Here is a 23,511-nt window from a genome sequence, read left to right as displayed (position 1 = left end):
CAGCCCCTTATCGCTGTAGCGAGTGATTCAGTTTCTTCTCCAACTGCTTTTGCAGCCAGGAGTAAACAATAATCACCAACCAGTAAATCAGACCCACAACCAGGAAGGTCTCAAAGAAACGCAGAGATTCGGCGGCAATCATTTTGCCTTCCGCGAACAGTTCGGAGACACCCAGCGCAAAAGCCACCGAGGTATCTTTAATCAGGGAAATGAACGTGTTCCCCGTCGCTGGCAACGCGTTCAGCATGGCCTGAGGCAATACGATGCGGCGATAGACCTGCGCTTTACTCATGCCAATAGATAGACCCGCTTCCGTCTGACCGAAATCCACGGAGGCCAGACCCGCACGGAAAATTTCTGCCATATAGGCGGACGTTTTCAGGCTAAAGCCGATAATCGCCGCCGTCATGGCATCCAGATTGGATAAGCCAGGGAACAGCTGCGGCAGGCCGAAGTAGATGATAAACAGTTGAACCAGTGACGGAATGCCGCGGAACAGCGAGATATACAGTTCGACGATTTTTACGACCACGACGATCTTGCTTTCACGGACTAACGCGAGGATAAGGCCGAGAACCATAGCAAAAAACATCGAAACCACGGCAAGAAACAGCGTGGTCGGCAAATACATTAATACCTGGGGAAAGACCTTTAACAGGTAGGCAAGATCGATATTCATGAGTAATACCATTAATGCTTCCACCGGCCATATTGCGCCGGTGGAACAGGGTTATGACTAGGCTATATAACGAATCATCTGGCTGGCTACATCACGAATCATCAGTCTACGTAACGACTCGGCCAGAATAACGGCGTGAGGTTATTTAGCCGGTGATACCGTGATGTCTTCACCAAAATATTTTTCGGAGATCGCTTTCAGGCGTCCATCTTCACGCATTTTCGTTAACTCTGCATCGAACTGCTTACGCAACGCATCGCCTTTCTCGTCCTTGTGGAACGGGAAGCTCACTTCTTCAATCACCAGCGGTTCACCAACCAGTTTGAACGGCAGGTTACGCTTATTGATTTCCGCCAGCAGGATAGGACGTGAATTCACATAGCCTTCAACACGTTTAGATAACGCGTCGTTCATTGCACCATCGCGCGTTTCATAAGTACGAATATTCACGCTGCCATCGGCAAACGCTTTTTTCAGGTTGTTGACGTGGTTAGAACCCAGCACACCAGCCACCGTCTTCCCTTTCAGGTCAGCCAGCGTATTAATGTCCGTGTTATCTTTGTGCGTCACAATCTGGCTGCCGTAGAAGCTGTACGGCTGGGCGAAATTGTATTTTTCCTGACGCGCAGGCGTAATTGCCACCACATTCGCCACGGTATCCAGTTTTTTCGCTTCCAGTTGCCCCATCAGGCCGCTGAAATCGGCGGTAACCCACTCAACTTTGTAGTTCAGATCTTTCGCAATGGCTTCCGTCACTTCAACGTCAAAGCCGACCAGCTTATTATCTTGCTTGAAGCCGCTTGGATAGCTTTGGCCGGTTGAACCCACTTTCAGAACTTTTTCCTGCTCAGCGCTGTTTTTCCCAGAATCACAGCCGGCAACAAGAAAGGCGGTCGTCAGCGCCAGAACAGACAACGTTACTTTTTTCATCATTTTACTGCCTCTCTTTTTGAGTTTTTATCTTTCCACTGCTCATACAATTGGTTATCAAGGATTTTCTCCATCCAGATTGTCAGGTGTCCTTTTCCCAGATTCGTCTGCCCGACTTCCCTGAAACCATAATTTCTATACATCTCAATCAGCCACGGGTGGTTTTGCGCCGTGCCAAGCGACACCGCAGGCGCTTTAAGCTGATTAATCAGAATGTCTTCTTCCAGCCAGCCCATCATTTGCTTACCCAGCCCCTGTTTTTTATAGCCAGGGTGCGTTGCAAACCAGCCCAAATGGGGTAAACCGAACGGGCCCGGCTCCGGCCCCCACGGATAGCGGATGGTAAATGACGACACCATCTCACCGTCTTTCTCCATCACATAAACGCCGTGTGAGGCAATATGCGTGCGCACCATGTCGATATCCGCATGGGCAGCAGAGAAGTTAATACCTAACTGACGAATCGGCTCAAACGCCGCCAGCGCCAGCGCCAAAAAAGTTTCATCATCCGCAAGCGTAGCCTGACGAAATACGATACCCATGGTGTCACCTTATGCTGGCAGCAGGCCGGAGTCGTCCGCATAACGAATCACGTCATCCACTTTCTGCGGCGCACTACCAACATAGTTAGCCGGATTCAGCCATTCGTCCAGATCGGCGGCGGTCACCTGCTCAGAAAGCACCGGGTGGGTCAAGAGCACCGATTTAAACGATTGATTCTGCTCGAATGCCTGCATAGAGCATTCGTAAACCAGATGGTGAGCGGTCTGCTTGCCGAGACGTTTACCAATTTCAAACATCACTTTTTCAGACAGCAGCAGGCCATTTTGCAGATCGAGGTTCGCCAGCATTTGCTTCTCGTTGACGGACATCCCACGCAGGATGCCAAGCGCATTCTGAAGCTGAGCGGACAGATAGATATTGATTTCTGGCAGCGCGATCCATTCTGCACGCCAGCTCATCGCATCACGCTCGTGCTCAACTTTCATGGATTCATGAATCAGCGCGGCGCTCTTGAACAGTGGAGCAGTCAAGCTCGCCAGCCCTTCCAGTGCGGCAGGGTTACGTTTATGCGGCATGGTGGTAGAACCGATTTTCCCTTCAGAGAACGGCTCTTCGATTTCGTTAATCTCGGTACGCATCAGGTTGTACAGCTCGTTGCCGATTTTACCCAGCGTACCGCTGATCAGCACCGCAACAGAGGCGTATTCGGAGAAACGATCGCGGGCAGACTGCCAGCCGATATTCGGCGTATTCAGCCCCAGTTTATCCAGCGTCAGACGCTCGATTTCCGGCCCCTGTTCGCCAAAAGAAGCGTAAGTACAAATGGCACCATTGATGTTGCCGACCAGAACACGTTCTTTGATTTCACTCAAGCGTTCAAGGTGGCGGATAAATTCATCCAGCCACACAGCCAGTTTGAAGCCAAACGTGGTAGGTAGCGCCTGCATACCGTGGGTACGGCCAGCCATCAGCGTGTATTGATATTGCTTCGCCAGACGTTTCAGCTCAACGGCCAGCAATTGTGTATCTCTGACGACAATATCAAAAGATTGTTTCAGTTGTAACACGGTTGCGGTATCAACAATGTCCTGCGTGGTCACGCCGTAGTGAATAAACTCACCTGCCGCGCCGCATTGTTTCTGAATCGCGGCAATCGTCGGCATCAAGGAGTGCTTCATGCGCGCTGCATCTTTTGCAATCTCTTCAACGTTAAGCGCGCTTGCGTCAGCGTTTTCTGCAATGGTTTTTGCCGCATCCAGCGGAATGACACCCAGTTCACCCTCAGCAAGCGCTAGGGCAACTTCAACTTCAACCTGTTTAGTCAGGCGATTATGCTCGGACCAGACGCCGCGCATTTCAGGCGTGCCAAAATTATTCCCTATAAGAAGAAAATCAATAAGATGTGATGCCATAATTAACTCGTTAGTGTTGGATTTATCAGGCGGGATTTATGTCGTCTTTTTAATTTTTAAAAATATAACATGCGGAAATTATGCGATTTATACCTTTGGGATCTATCTTAGATCAAAAAGTTTGATTGCAAACTATGCATGCAGAAATGTTCGCTAACACTCTCTTCCAGGCAGAAAAGCGCATTTGTCACTTTCCTCTTCCTATAAGGAAATTCCTTATCCGTATGACTACTGACGAGGGATTATCATGCTTTCCCACACGACATTACGCATTCCACGCCCCCTATTGATTATCATGATCATTATTTCCTTCATTCTCTACTCAGGCTCAGGAGCGCTACCAGTTGGAAAAGTCAGTCGTCATGGCGTACGCCCTCCGACAGAATCCAACACGACGGCGTTAGAGTCCGGCACGGCACGAGAGTGGCCGCAGTGGGTCACACGCGAGGGTGAATTAACTGGCCACGGCTATGCCGCCACCGTGCTAAAAAGACACTATGAGGGCGAGTATTATCGTCAACAGCATCTGTTCGCTGACACTGTTGAGCGATCAAAAGCCGTTATTGAAAGAGGAATTGAACTCTCAGAGCTGCCAGCATACGGAAAAAGGCGCGCTGTGCCCTTTCGATACCACAATGAAACCCATGCGAAAAAATATCGATAGCAGCGCACTGGCACCAGTGCACTATACGCCGTAACGCGCTATCCCATAGAGAAGCAACCTCTTGTCGGGTTGACGAATCCGACAAGACCATCTAAGTCATCGCTTAGCGTATTTTCTCCACAGCCAGAATGGCCTTTTCTATCGCCTCAGGAGAGAGGGAAAACGGTAATAGAGCGGCACTGGTAGCAGGAAATTTAAAACTCGTAGCGATGTCTTTCACCACTTCACGATATTGCCCACCCAGCACCGCGAGTGAAAGAGGCATATCATACTGACGTAGTTGCGCTAACAACGCCTCATCTGGATCCGTTCCTTGCTGCGCCAGAAGCGATTGGACGATTAACCCAAATCCCACTTTTTCGCCATGAAGCCAGTCGTGCAGAGCAGGAATATGTGTCAGGCGGTTATGAATAGCATGGGCCACGCCTGGTGACGGATCTTCATCACGCATGCTGTTCGCCAGACCCGCTCCAGCAATCGCAGCATCAATCACTTTTTGCAACGCGGGTGTCACCTCATGGTTTTTGTTATCGCGTATTGCCTGTACCCCCCAACGAGCAAAGGTCTCTCGGGCAAAAGCCGCAGCCTGAATTTTAAGACTTAATGCCAGACTCGCTCCATTCTTTTCTTCATAGGGCTGAAACTCGTACCATTTCGCTAACGCATCGACAATACCCGCTTTCAGATAACGTACATCACTGTTAGCGATCACAGTGCTATCTACCATCACCATAACGGGCATATTCTTTAAGACTAATGTCCCCTGATGTGCACCGTGTTCATCATAGAGAATACTAATGGGTGACCAGGCTGCACAGGTTGCAGCAATCGTCGGTAACGTAGCCACCTGACCATCACTCAACCCATCCGCAACCGCTTTCGCACAATCTAATACCCGTCCCCCACCAATCCCTAAAACGAATTGTATCTTATGCTGAGCGATTTTCTCTTGGTGGTATGCTACAGCTTCTCGTGTGCACTCGCCGCTCAAAAAATGGACATGAAAATCAATCCCACTGTTATTTAAGCTCTCTATCACCGCAGCCTCTACCGCTTTCCAGGCCCGCCGACTCGTTAAGATCGCAATATTCCGGGAAAAAGGCGTAATGAAATCACCGACACGACGGCACAAGTTAATCTGGTGGTAATAGGTGAGCGGGGATTTTATTGATAACACGAAGGTATTCCTTTTTTATGAGAGTCTCTATTACGTCGTCGTGGTCTAAATCATCTGAGCCGATTAACACTAGTGTATGGACTCGGCTAAATCTTGTAACAGAAACAAAGGAAATAAATTATAACCCAATGATATAAAAATCATTTTTTACGCAATGTTATAGTATCCCACTGTATTCTGATATCTATGTATATCAATCGCCTTATGTTCATTAAAACGGCCTTATTGCCAGATAAATCAGGGATTCTGTCATGCTAAAAATATCGTTTACTGGACTAAAACCACTCTTACTTCTTGCGGGCGTCACGATGACTATCGCAGGGTGTGACAACCACTCGTCAGCAGAACAACAGCTTACTTTACGCCTTGGAACCACTGGCCAAAGTTTTCCTGGGTCCTACAAGGAAAATGGGAAATTAGTTGGATATGACGTTGAAGTAGCAGAAAAAATAGCACAAAAGTTAGGGTATAAAATCGAGTGGACAACCTCTGATTTCAGCGGATTGTTAGGCCAACTCGAAGCTGGGAAGTTGTACACCGTTGCGAATAACTTCGTTAAAACAACAGAACGAGCCAAAAAGTATAACTTTTCCAATACTTATCTAACTTATTCCTCACAGATTGTGACCAGCATAAAAAATACGAATATTGAAACGCTGGCGGATTTACACGGCAAGGTTGTTGCTGGCGTGCTTGGTTCAACCCACGTAACCAACCTGCGTAATGCTTTTCCTGAAAACAGCATTACCATCCGAACTTATGAAACCCGAGATGGTGCAGTCAATGACGTGACCACTGGCCGAGTGCAGGGCTATGTCAATTCACGGCCTATTCTGTTAGCTGAAATCAATAAACATCAGTTGCCACTTAAATTGGTTGGAGAACCGTTGTCACGCGAAACCGTTAACTTTCCTTTTGCAAAAAACCCTGCTGGGGATGCTCTCCTCGTTAGTTTCAACCAAAAACTAGACGAATTACGCAAGGATGGGCAATTAAACGCGTTAGCTGAAAAATACTTTGGCAGTGCGGATGTTGCAGGACAAGATATCAAATAAATAATTGAGCACTATAACGCGGGTACCACTGACGACTCACCGTGTGATCCCCCTCATTTCATTACCCTCTTTCCCAAGAGATGGAATGAATTATCAATAATATTTGCAAAATATTAGACGAAAAAAAAGCACATCTTTCGATGTGCTTTTTTTTTGTAATTGGTCGGCGAGAGAGGATTCGAACCTCCGACCCACTGGTCCCAAACCAGTTGCGCTACCAAGCTGCGCTACTCGCCGAATGTATTGCTTTGTGAACATCACTGATGTTCTCAGTTTGTGTGGTGCGAAGAGAGGGACTTGAACCCTCACGTCCGTAAGAACACTAACACCTGAAGCTAGCGCGTCTACCAATTCCGCCACCTTCGCATAACTCACAAACGATTTTATTAACGAAAGAACGTTAATCAACAACTCATCAACTACAAAATCTGGGGTGGCTAATGGGACTCGAACCCACGACAACTGGAATCACAATCCAGGGCTCTACCAACTGAGCTATAGCCACCATAACCACACTTTACATCAATGACTTATTACGCGGTACTTCCTTTTTACGGGATACTTTCTTTACGAAAAAAAGTGTACCACCGCAGCTCTTGCACACAACATACTTCATAAAAATATAATGGTGCGCCCGACAGGATTCGAACCTGAGACCTCTGCCTCCGGAGGGCAGCGCTCTATCCAGCTGAGCTACGGGCGCTTAGCGCCGTTGCGGGGCGGGATATTACGGGCTTAGTGACTGGCTGTCTAGTGCTTTTTTATCGAAATGATGCGTTTGATTATGATTTGTTCATTCCAAGCTAAATAGCATACAGTTACGCCCTTCCCGCCCCCAAATGCTATGGACAACTCACTACGACAGATATTTTTTCATTCAATTACAATCCGGAATACACGCGTAGAAGAGATTAAAAATGCCATTTCGCACACTAACGACGCTCCGATGCTCATGTTTATGCCTATATTCATCCACATACATAGAGAAAAAGCCCTCGCCAGATAAAACCTACAGACGACCTCTGTAGTGATAGGCCACATATTTCAACAGTCTGAGCTGCCGAAAAATACGGCTCGGCTGGGACAGCAAGCGATACAGCCATTCCAGCCCTAAATTTTGCCACACGAGCGGGGCTCGCTTCACATGCTCGGTAAAGACGTCATACGTTCCACCGACGCCCATATACAACGCATCAGGATAGTGGTGGCGACAATCGCGCATCAGAATCTCTTGCCGTGGCGACCCCATCGCAACGGTAACAATCTGTGCACCACTAGCCCGAATGCGCTCAAACAACGCATCGCGCTGCTCTGGCGCAAAATAGCCATCCTGGCTACCAACAATATTCACGTTCCACTGCGCCCGCAGTTTCGCTTCCGTCTGCACCAGCACATCAGGTTTCCCACCCACCAGAAAAATCGGCGTTCCTTCTTTGCCTGCTCGTTCCATTAGCGCTTCCCACAGGTCTGCCCCCGCAATCCGCGTGACGTCAGCCTGCGGGTACTTGCGCCGAATGGAGCGCACGATGCTAATGCCATCCGCGTACTTATACTCTGCGCGATCGAGCAGCGTACGCAACACCACATCTTTCTCTGCCGTTAGCACTTTCTCAGCGTTAATCGCAATAAGTGTCCCCGTTTCAACACGCTCCCTTGCAAACAGGTAATCAACGAACTGCGACATATTGCGGAAACCGTGAATGGGCAAATCACGAATGGTATACAGAGGGATTGTCTCTCTGGTTTTTAACGCTGTCATGCCTGCTCCTTGATCTCTGGATTCTGTACGGTGCTGGGTGTTGGTGCCAGTGGCGTCGCACGCATACGCATCAGGCGTTGCCGGATTAACCCGGCGCTTTCCAGCAACCAGTAAAGCAACTTGGCAACAAGCAGGCACAGGCCAAATACCAGGCAGAAAAATACTACGCGTGACACAAAAGAGTCGACGCCTTCACGCGTCAGCACAATGATATTGAACACCGCGCCAAAGCAGAATGCCTGAAAAATAGCGGCCTTATAACGATTGCTGTCGTGTTTCCCTAACTCATACACCCAGTCGAACCACTTGATAATCAATCCGACCGCAATCGCCCCGAGCGGGATAAACAGCACGCCCCCCATCACCACCAGTGAGCCCAACAGCGTGGGAGATATCGCCAGCCCAGAGTGATTATTCAACACTTCCCAGGTGAAATAGTTCGCACTGTTTAACACCAAATTCGGACGGTCCGGCCATAGCCAAGAGGGAATAAAGACGTAGAAATCACGGGCGATCGGTGCCAACCCTTGGAATTCAATCTTGTCGTAGTTCTGCCACAGCAGCGCCAGGTTTTCCCAAGGCGAGAAGGTGTCACGGGTTAAATAGAGGAATGTATAAAAGGCGTAATCACCGCTGACGTCCAGCCCATAGCGCTTCAGCGCCAGCCAGAACATCCCGACAATCCCGAACGCACCAGCCGCAACCAGCATCCAAAGGGTAATCCAACCACGCACAATGCCAATAAACAGAAACAGAGCGAAGGCGATGATCAGATTCGCACGCGTTCCGCCGACAATCACGTAGGTCAGCATCCCAAATGCAACCGTACTAATGAGGAACATCAGCCACGCACGCTGCGTCTGACGCAGGAAATACACCACCAGCATCGCCGGAATGAAGAAGTAGAAGAAGCGTTTCAACGCCACGCCGGACACATCGCTGGAGAATATCTGGCTGTAGGACCGCAGCTTAAATAGCAAGAAACCATTGTTGAGAAAAAAAATACCGACGGTGGCGACCGCGATCAACGCCAGCAACAACCAGGTCAGATTGGCTTCAACCCGATTCACCGTCAGGAGTGGCGCACGCGGCACGGAGGCTTCTTTCTGGCGCAGTCGCGTCTTATAGCTGACGTAATAGATCGTATAGAACGCCGTCGCGGACAGCATCGCCTGAAGCAGATACTGCACGGGAACGATTTCAACGCCGAACCGGAACACCAGTACGCAGGTAAACGGAAAACCGAAATAGAACGTCAATAAATAGAGCAGGGAAAACAGCACGTTAAAGTTAAAACGCACCCGCCGAAACTCCATCCAGGTCAGGCTCAGGATGAAGACGACTGAAATCAGGTAGACGACAAGCAGCCCACCAAATTGTCCCAGCGTCATGTTGGTTCTCCCGTCGCCAACGCCAGCGCCTCTCGCCAGCCTTGCAGATAATTGGGATTAAAGAACGCGATCTGGTGCTTATCTACCGATGCCAGTTGGCGCTGCGCCTCACGTACCATCGCTTCATCCAACTCGTCACCGTAAAACAGCACAGGCAGCCCCTGTTCAGTCAAATCCTGCCAGAACGGATTTTGCCGACTGATCACGAACGGCACACCAAACTGAATCAGCAGGCATAACGTCCCGATTCCCTGCTGGCGATCGAAAATAAAATAGCCCAAATCGCAGGTGCGTAGCATGTTGAGGTAGTCATCAAACGCCAGTTGATCCTTTAGCAGTTGGAAATTTTTCACGCCAAACAGCGCCAAACCGTCCTTTTCCACCTGCGCGATGTAGGATTGGTTGTTCACGGGGTAGCCCATTGGCACAATCACCCGCACATTTTTCCCAAACTGGTTGTGAATCGCCCGCAGCGCTTCCTGATGGCGATTCGTGCGATCGCCAGAATTGCCGACCAGAATCGTCATCGGTCCTGCCAGCGGTTTATCCACCTGTATGCCTGTTAACGCCGGATCCATTCGTGTCGGGAAGTACAGCAATGACGTTGGCACGCGAGGCGCACGCGGCGTATACCACGCCAGATCGCCACGCGTGGCAAACACGTATCCAACACGCTTTTGCGCCAAGCGCCGAAGCCAATAAAACAGGCGATATTTCAGGCTATTCGCTTCTTCATACAAATCCGCGCCCCACACGTGCCAGTAAACCTGTTCAGATTTGATTTTCCCGCTCAGTAGCGCCAGCCACAGCATAGGGTTAAATTGCCCATGCAGGAAAAAGCGCATCTTACGGTTCGCTTTCGCTCTGGCGATGACAGCCTCAGCCAGCGTTTTCTTATCCACGCAGGTTTCAATACGCAGCGCAGGAAAGTCAGCCGATGAAATGCCCTCGCGGGACGCCACGATGAAATGCCGAATCTGTTGTTCGGGAAGTTCCGTCGCCAGCACGTCGTTAAAAAAACGTAAAACGGTCTGGTTATGATGCGGGATGTCAGATCCCAATACATGAATCAGTGTCGTCATACTCGCCTACGGTAAATAATGAATACGCAACAACAAAGCAAAAAATAGACCAGATAGGTTGCCATATAGGCCTGTGCCGCCCCCTGTGCACCATAAAGCGGAATCAGCCAGTGGGAAAAACCGGTCAACAGGAAGAACTGGCTGACTTCCGTGAGCAGATAAAAGCGCAGTGCCGCTTTCGCGATGACCAGATAGCCAAAGACGTAAGCGCCCACTTTCATTACATCCCCCACCAGTTGCCAAACGAAGAGATCTCTCATTGCCGTGAACTGGCTGGAGAACAATAGCCAGATGGCAAAATCTCGCAGCAGCCACACGCAAAAGCTGACGCCCGCCACGACAGGCAGCACAAATTTCAGCGAGCGCACAATCTCCTGCGATAGAGCAGCCTTGTCCGTCAGGCGCGAAAGTGTCGGCAACAGATAAACGGTAAAAGAGGCGGTAATGAATTGCAGGTAAGCATCGGAAATACTGCTGACACCCTGCCAAATGCCCACTTCATCCCAGCTGTAATGTGCCGCCAGCAGGTTACGCATCGTGATATACGCGACAGGTAGCGTCACCGCGGTCATCAACGCCATCAGCGTGAACTTGCCCAACTGACACGCAATGGCGCGATCCCACGCCGGTTTTAGCAAGGACAGCGACAGCGGCGTACGTCGCAATAGCATGATGCTCGCTGGAATCACCAGCAGCGCGGGAACCAGCGCCAGCCCCGCCAAAGCGCCAACGTAGCCACCCAGTTGCAGACAGAGCCAAAAAGCCGCCAGCCCGATCAGACTGCCGCCGATCACAGCCAGCGCATTGCCTATCGCATCCCGATAACCTTTGAGGATCGCCAGAAACAGGTTGGCGTAGGCGATGCCCATTTGAATAAATGCCAACGCACGCACCACGTCGCGATAGTCGTCGTGCCCAAACAGCAGATTGGCGATAGATGTTGCAGCGGTCAGAAAGAGTATCGCCAGCAGCGTGGAAAACCCCAGCACCAGCGTGACAGACGTAGCGAGCAGCGGCCTCAGCCGTTCCGGCTGTTGCTGATACTCCGCCACGTATTTGGTAACCCCGTTGAAGATCCCTGCGCCGGCTAACACGCCCAGCACCGTAATAAGCTGGCGGAAATTCCCTGCCATTCCCACACCGCTGGGGCCAAACGTGACTGCCAGCAGTTTGACGATAACCAGCCCCACGCCGATTTTTATCAGCGTAGAGCCAGCCGTCCATATCGATGCTTTCGCCAACGACATACTCAGGAGAAGAAGCTCAGAATGGTATTGATGACCGTCCGCTGATTAACGTCCGACAAGTTGTAGAACAGCGGTAAACGCACCAGCCGTTCGCTTTCCTGCGTGGTGTAGCGATTTTCACCGGAAAAATGCCCGAAGTTCAGACCCGCAGGACAGCTATGTAGCGGAATATAATGAAAGACCGTCATGATTTCGGCTTCTTTCATGTAATTGATAAACGCACTGCGATCGTCCTGATCGCGCAGTTTGATATAAAACATGTGTGCGTTGTGGATGCCATTAGCCGGTACGGTCGGCAGCGTAATGCGCCCGGCATCGGCCAGCGATTTGAATGCCGCATAATAGTTCTGCCATAGCTTCAGGCGCCGCTCGTTGATCGGTCGCACCGCTTCCAGTTGCGCCCAGAGGTAGGCCGCCTGAATATCCGCCATCAGGTAGCTGGAACCGATATCACGCCAGGTGTATTTGTCCACCTGACCGCGGAAAAACTGGCTACGGTTAGTGCCCTTTTCACGGATGATTTCCGCGCGCTCCACCAGTCTGGCGTCATTAATCAGCGTAGCGCCGCCCTCGCCACCCGAGGTGTAGTTCTTGGTCTCATGAAAGCTGAAGCAGCCGATGTGACCAATGGAACCCAGAACGCGGCCTTTGTAGCTGGACATCACGCCCTGCGCGGCATCTTCCACGACATACAAATCGTATTTCTTCGCCAGTGCCATAATCGCGTCCATCTCGCAGGCCACACCCGCGTAGTGAACCGGCACGATAATGCGCGTCTTTTCCGTAATTGCCGCTTCGATTTTCGTCTCGTCAATGTTCATGGTATCCGGGCGGATATCGACAAACACGATCTTCGCACCGCGCAGCACAAAGGCGTTGGCGGTGGAAACGAAGGTATAGCTCGGCATGATCACTTCATCGCCGAGCTTAACGTCCAGCAGGATAGCAGCCATCTCCAACGAAGCGGTGCAGGAAGGCGTGAGCAGGACTTTTTTACTGCCGGAATAATGTTCCAGCCACTGCTGACAGCGGCGGGTAAACCCACCATCGCCGCACAATTTACCGCTGCTCATGGCTGCCTGCATATAATCCAGTTCCGTACCGACAACCGGTGGCGCATTAAATGGAATCATGTGATCACCTGTATAACCAATACGCCGTACTCTCAATCGTGGCACCACGGCGAAGATAAAGACGAAGCGCCGCCACGTTGCCAACCTGCGTCGCGACCTGAAGACGAATCAATCCTTGTTGTCGGCACCACGTTTCCGCTAGCGCCATCAGCTGTGAACCGATGCCCCGTACCATCACACCCGGCCAAACACCCAGCAGCCCGATACGTGCATCCGTGTCATCCACTCTGCGTAGCGTGACCCATCCTTGTGGATTGCCAGTAGCATCTTCCGCCAGTAAACAACAGTGGTCGAACGTACCGCGCACGGCGTTTTCAATCCACCGCGCATAGAAACGCCCGCTATCTTCCGGCTGGTACCACGGAGAACGAAAACGGCTCAGTGCAAAAACACGCGATGCCGCCGTCCTCAGTGCCGGGATATCGTCGGGTGCTGCTTCGCGCCAGCGCGGTAGCGGCGTCACTACGGTAGCCCGTTCCAGCGAAAGACTGAGATCGACTTCACCTTCCACCAATCGGAAACCAAGATCGGCAAGCGCATCCGCCAACACCAGATTGTCCGCCGCAATTTTGGCCTGCGTCAGCGTCAATGCGCTCAGCGCATCAAGCGTCAACGCGGGCGCAAAAGGCGAAAAATTCAGCTTACCGCTGTCAATCTGGAAGAATTCGCTCTCCCAGCCCAGCGGTTCAACCGTGGCGCGAATCTCCCCCTGTCCTGCTGATACCGGATGGGTCATCGTTTCGCTCCTTCTTTTCCGCCACTGGCCACAGGTTTAATCGTTCAGTCCTAAACGTTCGCCGGCATAAGAACCATCTTGCACGCTGCGCCACCATTTTTCGTTATTCAGATACCAGTTGACGGTTTTTCTCATGCCAGTCTCAAACGTTTCTTCCGGACGCCAGCCCAATTCACGTTCAATTTTCCCGGCATCGATCGCGTAGCGCATATCATGGCCCGGGCGATCTTTTACGTAGGTGATGAGATCGCGGTAATGTTCCACACCAGCGGGTTTATTCGGTGCCAACTCTTCCAGCAGCGCGCAAATGGTCTGAACGACTTCAATATTTTTGCGCTCGTTATGACCACCTATGTTGTAGGTTTCGCCGATTTTGCCCTCTGTCACCACTTTGTACAGTGCGCGGGCGTGATCTTCGACAAAGAGCCAATCGCGGATTTGCGCACCGTCACCATAAACCGGTAACGGTTTACCCGCGACCGCATTCAGGATTACCAGCGGAATCAGTTTCTCTGGGAAATGGTAAGGGCCATAGTTATTCGAGCAGTTGGTGATAATCGCCGGGAACCCGTAGGTACGCAACCAGGCGCGAACAAGATGATCGCTGGATGCCTTCGATGCAGAATAAGGGCTGCTCGGCGCATAGGACGTTGTTTCTGTGAACAGATCGTCTGTCCCATGCAGATCGCCAAACACTTCATCGGTAGAGATATGGTGAAAACGGAACGCGCGCTTGTCCGCATCAGCCAAACTCTGCCAGTAGTGACGTGCCGCTTCCAGCATGGTGTAGGTGCCAACAATATTGGTTTCGATAAACGCCGCTGGGCCATCGATAGAGCGATCGACGTGGCTTTCCGCCGCCAAATGCATCACCAGCGCGGGCTGATAGGCCTTGAAGACGCGATCCAGCCCAGCACGATCGCAGATGTCCACCTGCTCGAACGCAAAACGTTCGCTATCAGCAGCGGGAGCTAAAGAAGACAGGTTACCTGCGTAAGTCAGTTTATCGACAATGACGACGCTGTCCTGCGTTTCCGTCAGAATGTATCTGACCAACGCGGAACCAATAAACCCTGCACCACCGGTAATTAAAATACGTTTCAACGCCATACTCCTTTAGTATCAATAACCCACCGTTGTTTCACATCTTCTGGGTTAATCGTTTTAAACTGACGATGGTCGACTAACATCACCAACACATCGGCTTCTTTTAATGCACGACTGGTATCGACCAGCGTCACCTGCCCGGCCAACACGGACGGCAGGTGTTTAACATTGGGTTCGACGGCTAACGTCACGCCGGTGTTCCACTGTGCAATCATGGACGTAATCCCGACTGAGGGGCTTTCACGCAGATCGTCAATGTCGGGCTTGAACGCCAGCCCAAAGCAGGCCACCGTAACCTCGCTGGCGCGCTTATCCGTTTGTGCCAGATAATCCGCTACGGCCGCTTTGACGCGATCCACAACCCAAAGTAGCTTACCATCGTTCACCAGTCTGGCAGTATGAATCAACCGAGCCTGCTGAGGGTTCTGTGCCACAATAAACCAGGGATCGACCGCAATGCAGTGCCCACCGACGCCAGGGCCGGGTTGCAGAATATTGACGCGGGGATGGCGGTTTGCCAATCGGATAAGTTCCCATACGTTAATGTTTTGTTCGGCGCAAATCAGCGAGAGCTCATTGGCGAAAGCAATGTTGACATCGCGGAAGCTGTTTTCCGTCAACTTGCACATTTCGGCGGTGCGGGAGTTAGTAACTACACACTCACCTTCAAGAAAAATTTTGTATAACTCACTGGCGCGCGTAGAGCACACCGAGGTCATGCCGCCTATGACACGATCGTTTTTAATCAGCTCAACCACAACCTGGCCGGGAAGCACGCGTTCAGGGCAATAGGCGATATTGATATCCGCCGTTTCCCCAACCTGTTGCGGAAACGTTAAATCCGTACGAGCATCAGCCAGCCATTCGGCCATTTGCTCAGTTGCCCCTACGGGGGATGTCGATTCAAGAATCACCAGATCGCCTTTTTTCAGGACAGGTGCGATGGACGCGGCAGCAGCCTGAACGTAGGCCAAATCGGGTTCGTGATCGCCTTTGAAAGGGGTAGGAACAGCGATCAGGAAAGCATCGGCTGGCACGGGCTTGGTCATGGCTTGAAGATAGCCATTTTCCACGGCCACTTTGACCAGTGAATCCAGATCGGGCTCGACAATATGGATTTCGCCGCGATTAATGGTTTCGACCGCCAGTTTGTTCACATCAATACCGATGACTTTTTTCTGACGCGATGCAAAGGCTGCAGCGGTGGGTAAACCGATGTAGCCTAAACCGATTACGGAAATGGTAGTAAAACTCATAGTGCCACCTGATAATTTTTTGTCGGGTCGTCGAAAGCGACGTTTAAAATCGCTCCTGGCGATTTTTTATCCCAGGCTATCCCTGCCCGGTTCCCTTCGGGCCGTCGCATGGCGACGTTTAAAATCGCTCCTGGCGATTTTTTAATGCATCAACAATGCGTTGGCAGGCCTGACCATCACCATAGGGATTATGAGCGCGGCTCATTGCCTGATACGCCTCTTCATCTGTCAACAGCATAGAGACCGCATCAACAATGCTGGTCACTTCTGTCCCCACCAGCTTGACCGTGCCCGCTTCAACGGCCTCCGGTCGCTCTGTCATATCACGCATCACCAATACTGGCTTACCTAATGACGGTGCTTCTTCCTGAATACCGCCAGAGTCAGTCAAAATCATGTAAGAACGATTCATCAAATACACGAAAGGCAGATAGTCCTGAGGCGCAATTAACATCACATTATCAATGCCGCTCAGGATACGATTCACGGGTTCGCTAACGTTAGGATTCAGGTGAACCGGATACACAATTTGTACTTTGGGGTGTCGACGGGCGATGTCCGCCAGCGCGCTACAAATGCGCTCAAAGCCGCCGCCAAAACTCTCGCGCCGATGTCCGGTAACCAGAATCAGTTTTTTGTCATCGTCCAAAAAAGCATATTTTTCATCGAGACTGCGGCGCAGCGCGGCATCTCCGAGGATACGGTCACGCACCCAGAATAGCGCATCAATCACCGTATTACCGGTCACAAAAATATGCCGGTCAGACAAGTGCTCACGCAGCAAATTCTGACGCGAGTTTTCCGTCGGGGCGAAATGGTACATCGCCAGATGCCCGGTCAGCTTGCGGTTGGCCTCTTCCGGCCAGGGCGAATACAGATTGCCGGTACGCAATCCAGCTTCTACGTGGCCGACGGGGATGCGCTGATAAAAGGCCGCCAGACTGGTTGCCAGCGTCGTGGTAGTATCACCATGTACCAACACCAAATCCGGTTTGAACTCTGCCATGACAGGTTCAAGCCCCGATAAAATCCGGCAGGATATCTCACTGAGTCCCTGCCCCGGCCGCATGATATCCAGATCGTAGTCCGGCGTAATATCGAACAAACGCAGCACCTGATCCAGCATCTCCCGATGCTGGGCTGTTACGCAAATTCTCGATTCAAAAGCTCCATCCTGAGCCAGGGCATGAACCAGCGGCGCCATTTTAATGGCTTCCGGCCGGGTGCCGAAAACAGTCAACACTTTCACATTGAATCTCTTTAATCAGGTTAGACGCAGACGCTCGCTGAGCATCAAACACGAATCAGCAAGCTGGTTAGCGCGCACGGCGAGCCAAGGCAATACCGGCTCCAACGAGCGCGCCAATCGCCCCCCACATCACCATCAGGAATGCCCGACGCGGGCTGTCGCGTTTCACCGGTTCTTCCGGTGTACGTAAATAACGATACGTCTGGAAACTGGCCTCAAGCGTTGGGCCAACGTTCAGCGTCGCCAACATCGCGCGATTTTGATCATAATCCAGTTCGTAGTGTGGGCCGCTGGTTTGCAACGTCTCCAGTCGAGCTTGGAGCATCGGTCTGCCAAGCAGGAACATTTCCGATGCGGGAATTTCGTCTGCCGGCGTATCTGTCTGGCTACGGCTAATACCTTGCTGCTGGGCGATTTTCAGCGCGAGTTCAACGCTGCGGACTTTACGATCGTAAATCGCTTTCGCTACCGCTTCCTGACGTTTGATCTGCGACTTCATGAAAATGGTTCTGGCAGCCCAGGCACCCTTGATCTCTTCATTCAGATGGTTGGCAGCCCGCTGGCTGGCAAAAGCCACATACTGACGAAGCAAGGTGTTGGAATCCGCAGAGGTTTCCGTCACCAGCTTCACGGAATCATTGGTTTTTTTCCCCTCGTCGCGCGGCGTAAACTGAATGTTGTTGACCATTTCATCGAGCAGAGCGGCATCCGCTTTTTCATCGCCTTCCAGGCGCTGCTTGTAATAGTCAGTCTGCAACCAGAAATCCCGACGGGTATCGTAAGCCGCTAACTGCATGATGAATTCATCATAGGCATCTGCCGAAATAGACGGCTGCTCTGGCTGAGGCGAAGAAAAAGATTGGGCGTCGAGGTTACGCAGGAATTGCTGCTGCGAATAATACCCTCCCAGCATATTGACCGTCGGCTTGTCGGTAATCGCTGTCGCGCTCCACTCCTGTTTAACAAGATAGGAATAGCCTAATGCTACAACGGCAAAAAGCAGGCCGATTGCTATCGGCCACACCTTTCCCCGCCACAGCATGCAGAATAAACCACGGATATCCAGTTCGTTATCAATCAACGCATTCCCGGTAGACAAGTTCTCTGATTTCATTACTTCCCCAAAATTATTTGGTCAGGATGACTGCTTTTGCTCATCGGAATGCCGCATACGGCGTTTGATTCGCTTGATAAAACGGGCGACCCGCCATGCTCGTTTCAGGCAGTAGCCATACAGCAGAAACACCAGCAAGAATAATGCCAACATCAACCATTCGGGTATAAAAAAGAAATATTCTCCCGACACACCGACCGCAGCCAGCAAGGCGGCGGCGAGCGTAATCAGCACAAATGCCTGTCGGGAAGAAAAGCCCGCTCGCATCATTAAATGATGAATATGCTGTCGATCAGGCGAGAACGGGCTCATCCCTTTGCGTAAGCGACGATACATAATCGCGATCATATCAATCAGCGGGATAGCGATGATCCACAATGCCGTCACCGGATTAATAGGATGCTGCGGGCCTTGCGTCGTTTGGATCAGAAGCCAGATCGCCGTGAAGCCAATCATCGTGCTTCCCGCATCGCCCATGAAGACTTTGTAGCGCCGCCCAAACACTCCCAGATTCAGCAAAATGTAAGGCAGCGTCGCGGCAATCATGGCGAAGCACCACAATGCCAGATTCGTATGGCCACTCAAATACAGCAAAATCCCCATCGCCCCAAATGAGACACTGGACAATCCGCCGAGCAATCCATCGATTCCGTCCACCATATTGAACGCATTAATCGCCGCCCAAACGGCAAACAGCGTGACCAGATAACCAAACGGTCCCAGCGCCATCTGCCATGGGCCAAAGATGTGTCCCAAATTGTGTAGCGTCAAGCCGGCAAAGGCCATCATCACTCCCGCGACAAACGCTTGCACAACGGCACGAATTTTCACGTTGATATCAAAACGATCGTCCAGCATGCCGACAAACACCAGCACGCCCGCGCACAGCAGGTAAAGACGGAAGTTGGGAATATATTGGTCGGTAATAAAGTAGCTAAAGCAGATACCCGCATACACAGAGATGCCGCCAACCAAAGGCACAAGACCCCGATGACGTTTACGGTAGTTGGGACGATCGACAAGCCCTATTTTACCCGCAATACTGCGAGTAAAAAAAATAAATCCCAGAGAAAACAAGAAAATAAATAGTAATTCGGTACTCATAGTGAGTAAGTTCACCGTTAACAGCCGCGCTGTAGCTGTTCAGTATAGACTCGGTTTACGCCTTATATCCTATCGCCCACGTTGATCGCCAGTAAAAATTGAGTGATAACCGCGACTTCCTAGTAGAAAGCCCCTTCACTGCGATCACTGAGGGGATAAAAAAACGCCACGACCCAGCGTGGCGCTCCCCAAGTTATCCGTAATGTACCCGTCATACTTCAAGCCGTATGTGCGTTGGCAATACTCGGCTCATCTCTGAGCCTCGCCCTGAGGAGCCACCGCAAGCGGCGTTCAAATTGGCTAAGCCAATTTGTCCTTACTCACCCCAGTGACTTACCTACGGTAAGCTCCTGGGGATTCGCGCGCTTGCCGCCTTCACGCCACTCGAATTATTTAGGGTATATAGATGAACGCTCGGATTTATGAACGTTTCATCATATCGAAGAATTCATCGTTGGTTTTTGTCATCGCCAACTTGTTGATCAGGAATTCCATCGCATCGATCTCGCCCATTGGGTGAATGATCTTGCGTAGAATCCACATCTTCTGCAATTCTTCAGAGGTGGTAAGCAATTCTTCTTTACGCGTACCAGAGCGGTTGTAATCAATCGCCGGGAAGACACGTTTTTCTGCGATTTTACGCGCCAGGTGCAGCTCCATATTACCTGTACCTTTAAACTCTTCGTAAATCACTTCGTCCATCTTGGAACCAGTATCCACCAGTGCGGTGGCGATGATGGTCAGGCTACCGCCTTCCTCAACGTTACGTGCCGCACCGAAGAAACGCTTCGGACGATGTAGGGCGTTAGCATCCACACCACCGGTCAACACTTTGCCCGAAGCAGGGACAACAGTGTTGTAGGCACGCGCCAGGCGCGTAATGGAGTCCAGCAGAATGATAACGTCTTTCTTATGCTCAACCAGACGCTTCGCTTTTTCGATCACCATTTCAGCAACCTGAACGTGACGGGAAGCCGGTTCGTCAAACGTTGACGCAACCACTTCACCTTTCACCAGACGCTGCATCTCGGTCACTTCTTCCGGACGTTCGTCAATCAGCAGTACCATCAGCACACAGTCAGGATGGTTGTAAGCGATGCTCTGCGCGATGTTCTGCAGCAGCATGGTTTTACCTGCTTTAGGCGGTGCAACGATCAGACCACGTTGACCACGGCCAATCGGCGCAGCCAGATCCAGTACACGCGCCGTCAGATCTTCTGTCGATCCGTTACCGCGTTCCATACGCAGACGAGAGTTTGCATGCAGTGGCGTGAGGTTTTCGAACAGGATCTTGTTGCGGGCGTTTTCAGGTTTGTCGTAGTTGACTTCGTTAACTTTCAGCAGCGCAAAGTAGCGTTCACCTTCTTTCGGCGGACGAATCTTGCCAGAAATGGTGTCACCAGTACGGAGGTTAAAACGGCGGATTTGGCTGGGAGAAACGTAGATATCATCGGGGCCTGCGAGGTAGGAGCTGTCTGCGGAACGGAGAAAGCCGAAGCCGTCCTGCAATATCTCCAGCACACCGTCGCCGAAAATATCCTCGCCGCTTTTGGCATGCTGTTTCAGAATAGCGAAGATAATATCCTGTTTACGCATGCGGGCCTGGTTTTCCAAGCCCATATTTTCGCCAAGAGCAATTAACTCAGAAACTGGCGTATTCTTTAATTCGGTAAGATTCATAGTGGTGGGTTCTTTAACTCGGGGTAAATCTCGAACTATTAACGTGAATGGTATGGCAGGGTCATCCGTGCCTCTATAACAGCCTTCAATCACCGGATTCCTGTCTGGTTTCACACCTGAAGCGCATTACATCCGCGCAAAACAACATCCGCATAAACGATATCCGTATAAATCAACGGCAGGAGATCGAAGACACATAAAACCAAGTGTTATAAAACTAGTAGACTGCCAAAATCGGATCACAAACGTATTGTAAAACAATTATTTTTCAAAAAAGACTTTGTAAAACAACGATTTTTCGATTTCGACACAGAATAATGCTTTAGACTCTAACTTTCAGGCTTAAGCCTAAGGGCTTAAACATAGGCAAGTACGATATGCAGTGATGAAGAATCTAACACGCTTCCCGACGAGCGGCAAGCGGTCAATATGAGAATTGCATATCGCCCGATTGCGCCCGCCGGCAATACCCTTTTAAGGGGTATTAAAGCTAATTACAGATTCGCCGTCAGGAACTCTTTCAGTTGCCCTTTGGACAGTGCGCCGACTTTGGTCGCGGCGACTTCACCGTTTTTAAACAGCAGAAGAGTAGGAATACCACGGATACCGTATTTCGGCGCAGTGGCCGGATTTTCATCAATGTTCAATTTGGTAACCGTCAGTTTACCTTCAAACTCTTCGGCGATTTCATCCAGAATAGGAGCGATCATTTTGCAAGGACCACACCACTCAGCCCAGAAATCAACCAAGATAGCGCCCTCAGCTTGCAGTACTTTCGTGCCGAAGCTGTCATCAGTCAGGTGAATTATTTTATCGCTCATATTTTACTCCGCAGGATTATTTCTACCTTGTTGGTGTAGCATTAACCAACAACGGCTTGACTTTATTTCACCGGATACGCTTTCGTAAAGCAATAGTTAGCTGATATTCTACCACACTATGAGCAAAACACACTTAACTGAACAGAAGTTTTCCGACTTCGCCCTGCACCCGCAGGTTATTGAAGCTCTTGAAAGCAAAGGGTTTCATAACTGTACGCCTATTCAGGCGTTAGCTCTGCCATTGGCTCTGTCAGGGCGTGATGTTGCAGGTCAGGCGCAAACCGGTACTGGCAAGACGCTGGCTTTTCTCGCGTCTACTTTCCATTATTTGCTTTCACACCCTGCAAATGCAGAGCGTCAGACCAATCAACCACGTGCCTTAATTATGGCACCAACCCGTGAACTGGCTGTCCAGATTCACTCTGATGCAGAAGCGCTGTCTCACCTTACCGGGTTAAAACTGGGTTTAGCCTACGGTGGAGACGGCTACGACAAGCAGCTTAAGGTGCTGGAAAACGGCGTTGATATTCTGATCGGCACCACGGGTCGCCTGATCGATTACGCTAAACAGAATCACATCAATCTGGGCGCGATTCAGGTCGTCGTGCTGGACGAAGCGGACCGTATGTACGATCTCGGCTTCATCAAAGATATTCGCTGGTTGTTCCGCCGCATGCCACCAGCGACACAGCGTCTGAACATGCTCTTTTCCGCAACGCTCTCCTACCGGGTGCGTGAACTCGCGTTTGAACAGATGAATAACGCAGAGTATGTGGAAGTTGAACCGGAACAGAAAACCGGCCATCGCATTAAAGAAGAACTGTTTTATCCATCCAACGAAGAAAAAATGCGCCTGCTCCAGACACTGCTGGAAGAAGAGTGGCCGGATCGCTGCATTATTTTCGCGAATACCAAGCATCGCTGCGAAGACATTTGGGGTCATCTGGCTGCCGACGGTCATCGCGTTGGGCTGCTGACAGGCGACGTCGCGCAGAAAAAACGCCTGCGCATTCTGGAAGCATTTACCCAGGGTAATCTGGATATTCTGGTGGCAACGGACGTTGCAGCACGCGGTTTGCACATTCCTTCCGTGACTCACGTTTTCAACTACGACCTGCCGGATGATTGCGAAGACTACGTTCATCGTATTGGCCGTACTGGCCGTGCGGGACAAAGCGGAAATTCTATCAGTCTGGCTTGTGAAGAGTACGCGCTGAACCTTCCAGCTATCGAGACCTATATCGGTCACAGCATCCCGGTCAGCAAATACAACAGCGACGCGCTGATGAATGATCTACCCGCACCGAAGCGTTTAACGCGCCCACCGCGTTCCAATAATGGCCCGCGCCGACACAACAATGCGCCGCGCCGCAGTGGAGCGCCCCGTAATAACCGTAAACGAGCGGATTAA

21 protein-coding genes and 4 tRNA genes are annotated in these 23,511 nt (G+C 50.9%); 3 read left to right on the top strand and 22 right to left on the bottom strand.

The window, feature by feature from the left end; genetic code table 11:
* Nucleotides 1–7: 7 nt before the first annotated feature.
* The 4 genes from ACKQAD_RS02280 to purB form a co-directional block, all read right to left on the bottom strand.
* Nucleotides 8–679 (bottom strand): amino acid ABC transporter permease, encoded by a 672-nt coding sequence (locus tag ACKQAD_RS02280; RefSeq protein WP_010284942.1) that lies wholly within the window; start codon nucleotides 677–679, stop codon nucleotides 8–10.
* A gap of 141 nt (nucleotides 680–820) precedes the next feature.
* Nucleotides 821–1,612 carry an amino acid ABC transporter substrate-binding protein gene (locus ACKQAD_RS02275; RefSeq protein ID WP_409158649.1) on the bottom strand — a complete coding sequence of 264 codons (792 nt, stop codon included), beginning with the start codon at nucleotides 1,610–1,612 and terminating at the stop codon, nucleotides 821–823.
* Nucleotides 1,609–2,151 (bottom strand): GNAT family N-acetyltransferase, encoded by a 543-nt coding sequence (locus tag ACKQAD_RS02270; protein ID WP_409158648.1) that lies wholly within the window; start codon nucleotides 2,149–2,151, stop codon nucleotides 1,609–1,611. The genes ACKQAD_RS02275 and ACKQAD_RS02270 overlap by 4 nt, the downstream gene beginning before the upstream one ends.
* 9 nt (nucleotides 2,152–2,160) lie before the next feature.
* Nucleotides 2,161–3,525 carry an adenylosuccinate lyase gene (gene purB / locus ACKQAD_RS02265; protein ID WP_409158647.1) on the bottom strand — a complete coding sequence of 455 codons (1,365 nt, stop codon included), beginning with the start codon at nucleotides 3,523–3,525 and terminating at the stop codon, nucleotides 2,161–2,163.
* A gap of 497 nt (nucleotides 3,526–4,022) precedes the next feature.
* Here purB and ACKQAD_RS02260 point away from each other — a divergent pair, with 497 nt between their 5' ends.
* Nucleotides 4,023–4,223, top strand: a complete 201-nt coding sequence (locus ACKQAD_RS02260; protein WP_409158646.1) for a hypothetical protein — start codon at nucleotides 4,023–4,025, stop codon at nucleotides 4,221–4,223.
* A gap of 69 nt (nucleotides 4,224–4,292) precedes the next feature.
* On the opposite strand, the gene ACKQAD_RS02255 is transcribed toward ACKQAD_RS02260, so the two are convergent.
* The gene (locus ACKQAD_RS02255; RefSeq protein WP_409158645.1) at nucleotides 4,293–5,366 is read right to left on the bottom strand and encodes an iron-containing alcohol dehydrogenase family protein; all 1,074 of its coding nucleotides are present in this window, start codon (nucleotides 5,364–5,366) and stop codon (nucleotides 4,293–4,295) included.
* Between the two features lie 308 nt (nucleotides 5,367–5,674).
* Between ACKQAD_RS02255 and ACKQAD_RS02250 the strand changes: the two genes are divergently transcribed.
* Nucleotides 5,675–6,421 (top strand): transporter substrate-binding domain-containing protein, encoded by a 747-nt coding sequence (locus ACKQAD_RS02250; protein WP_409158800.1) that lies wholly within the window; start codon nucleotides 5,675–5,677, stop codon nucleotides 6,419–6,421.
* Between the two features lie 160 nt (nucleotides 6,422–6,581).
* On the opposite strand, the gene ACKQAD_RS02245 is transcribed toward ACKQAD_RS02250, so the two are convergent.
* From ACKQAD_RS02245 to trxA, 17 genes are all read right to left on the bottom strand, one after another.
* A tRNA-Pro gene (locus tag ACKQAD_RS02245) sits at nucleotides 6,582–6,658 on the bottom strand.
* 42 nt (nucleotides 6,659–6,700) lie between these two features.
* Nucleotides 6,701–6,787, bottom strand: a tRNA-Leu gene (locus ACKQAD_RS02240).
* Between the two features lie 63 nt (nucleotides 6,788–6,850).
* Nucleotides 6,851–6,926: transfer RNA gene (locus tag ACKQAD_RS02235), tRNA-His, on the bottom strand.
* Nucleotides 6,927–7,047: 121 nt separating this feature from the next.
* Nucleotides 7,048–7,124, bottom strand: a tRNA-Arg gene (locus ACKQAD_RS02230).
* A gap of 306 nt (nucleotides 7,125–7,430) precedes the next feature.
* Entirely contained in the window at nucleotides 7,431–8,180 is a 750-nt protein-coding gene (gene wecG / locus ACKQAD_RS02225; protein WP_409158644.1) for a lipopolysaccharide N-acetylmannosaminouronosyltransferase, read from the bottom strand.
* Nucleotides 8,177–9,571, bottom strand: a complete 1,395-nt coding sequence (gene wzyE / locus ACKQAD_RS02220) for an ECA oligosaccharide polymerase (protein ID WP_409158643.1) — start codon at nucleotides 9,569–9,571, stop codon at nucleotides 8,177–8,179. The genes wecG and wzyE overlap by 4 nt, the downstream gene beginning before the upstream one ends.
* Nucleotides 9,568–10,653, bottom strand: a complete 1,086-nt coding sequence (locus ACKQAD_RS02215) for a TDP-N-acetylfucosamine:lipid II N-acetylfucosaminyltransferase (RefSeq protein WP_409158642.1) — start codon at nucleotides 10,651–10,653, stop codon at nucleotides 9,568–9,570. The genes wzyE and ACKQAD_RS02215 overlap by 4 nt, the downstream gene beginning before the upstream one ends.
* Nucleotides 10,650–11,900 (bottom strand): lipid III flippase WzxE, encoded by a 1,251-nt coding sequence (gene wzxE, locus ACKQAD_RS02210; protein WP_409158641.1) that lies wholly within the window; start codon nucleotides 11,898–11,900, stop codon nucleotides 10,650–10,652. The genes ACKQAD_RS02215 and wzxE overlap by 4 nt, the downstream gene beginning before the upstream one ends.
* 2 nt (nucleotides 11,901–11,902) lie before the next feature.
* Nucleotides 11,903–13,033: a dTDP-4-amino-4,6-dideoxygalactose transaminase gene (gene rffA / locus ACKQAD_RS02205; RefSeq protein WP_409158640.1), complete on the bottom strand. Its 1,131-nt coding sequence runs from the start codon at nucleotides 13,031–13,033 to the stop codon at nucleotides 11,903–11,905.
* A 4-nt stretch (nucleotides 13,034–13,037) separates the two neighbouring features.
* A complete protein-coding gene (gene wecD, locus ACKQAD_RS02200; RefSeq protein ID WP_409158639.1) occupies nucleotides 13,038–13,769 on the bottom strand; it encodes a dTDP-4-amino-4,6-dideoxy-D-galactose acyltransferase in 732 nt (243 codons plus the stop codon).
* Nucleotides 13,770–13,805: 36 nt separating this feature from the next.
* A complete protein-coding gene (gene rffG, locus ACKQAD_RS02195) occupies nucleotides 13,806–14,879 on the bottom strand; it encodes a dTDP-glucose 4,6-dehydratase (RefSeq protein WP_409158638.1) in 1,074 nt (357 codons plus the stop codon).
* A complete protein-coding gene (gene wecC, locus ACKQAD_RS02190) occupies nucleotides 14,870–16,132 on the bottom strand; it encodes a UDP-N-acetyl-D-mannosamine dehydrogenase (RefSeq protein WP_409158637.1) in 1,263 nt (420 codons plus the stop codon). The genes rffG and wecC overlap by 10 nt, the downstream gene beginning before the upstream one ends.
* A gap of 118 nt (nucleotides 16,133–16,250) precedes the next feature.
* Nucleotides 16,251–17,381, bottom strand: a complete 1,131-nt coding sequence (wecB, locus tag ACKQAD_RS02185) for a non-hydrolyzing UDP-N-acetylglucosamine 2-epimerase (protein ID WP_409158636.1) — start codon at nucleotides 17,379–17,381, stop codon at nucleotides 16,251–16,253.
* Between the two features lie 67 nt (nucleotides 17,382–17,448).
* On the bottom strand, nucleotides 17,449–18,495 hold the full coding sequence (gene wzzE / locus ACKQAD_RS02180; protein ID WP_409158635.1) for an ECA polysaccharide chain length modulation protein: 1,047 nt from the start codon (nucleotides 18,493–18,495) through the stop codon (nucleotides 17,449–17,451).
* Between the two features lie 21 nt (nucleotides 18,496–18,516).
* Complete coding sequence (gene wecA / locus ACKQAD_RS02175; protein WP_409158634.1) at nucleotides 18,517–19,614, bottom strand: UDP-N-acetylglucosamine--undecaprenyl-phosphate N-acetylglucosaminephosphotransferase; 1,098 nt, start codon at nucleotides 19,612–19,614, stop codon at nucleotides 18,517–18,519.
* A 405-nt stretch (nucleotides 19,615–20,019) separates the two neighbouring features.
* Nucleotides 20,020–21,279, bottom strand: a complete 1,260-nt coding sequence (gene rho / locus ACKQAD_RS02170) for a transcription termination factor Rho (protein ID WP_096617845.1) — start codon at nucleotides 21,277–21,279, stop codon at nucleotides 20,020–20,022.
* 494 nt (nucleotides 21,280–21,773) lie between these two features.
* Nucleotides 21,774–22,100 (bottom strand): thioredoxin TrxA, encoded by a 327-nt coding sequence (gene trxA, locus ACKQAD_RS02165; protein ID WP_010283883.1) that lies wholly within the window; start codon nucleotides 22,098–22,100, stop codon nucleotides 21,774–21,776.
* Between the two features lie 118 nt (nucleotides 22,101–22,218).
* On the opposite strand from trxA, the gene rhlB reads away from it, so the two are divergent.
* Nucleotides 22,219–23,511: an ATP-dependent RNA helicase RhlB gene (gene rhlB / locus ACKQAD_RS02160; RefSeq protein WP_409158633.1), complete on the top strand. Its 1,293-nt coding sequence runs from the start codon at nucleotides 22,219–22,221 to the stop codon at nucleotides 23,509–23,511.

Origin of the sequence: Pectobacterium artocarpous (genome assembly GCF_046159765.1) — a bacterium.
Lineage (GTDB): Bacteria > Pseudomonadota > Gammaproteobacteria > Enterobacterales > Enterobacteriaceae > Pectobacterium.
This window is presented reverse-complemented; position numbering and strand designations above follow the sequence as displayed.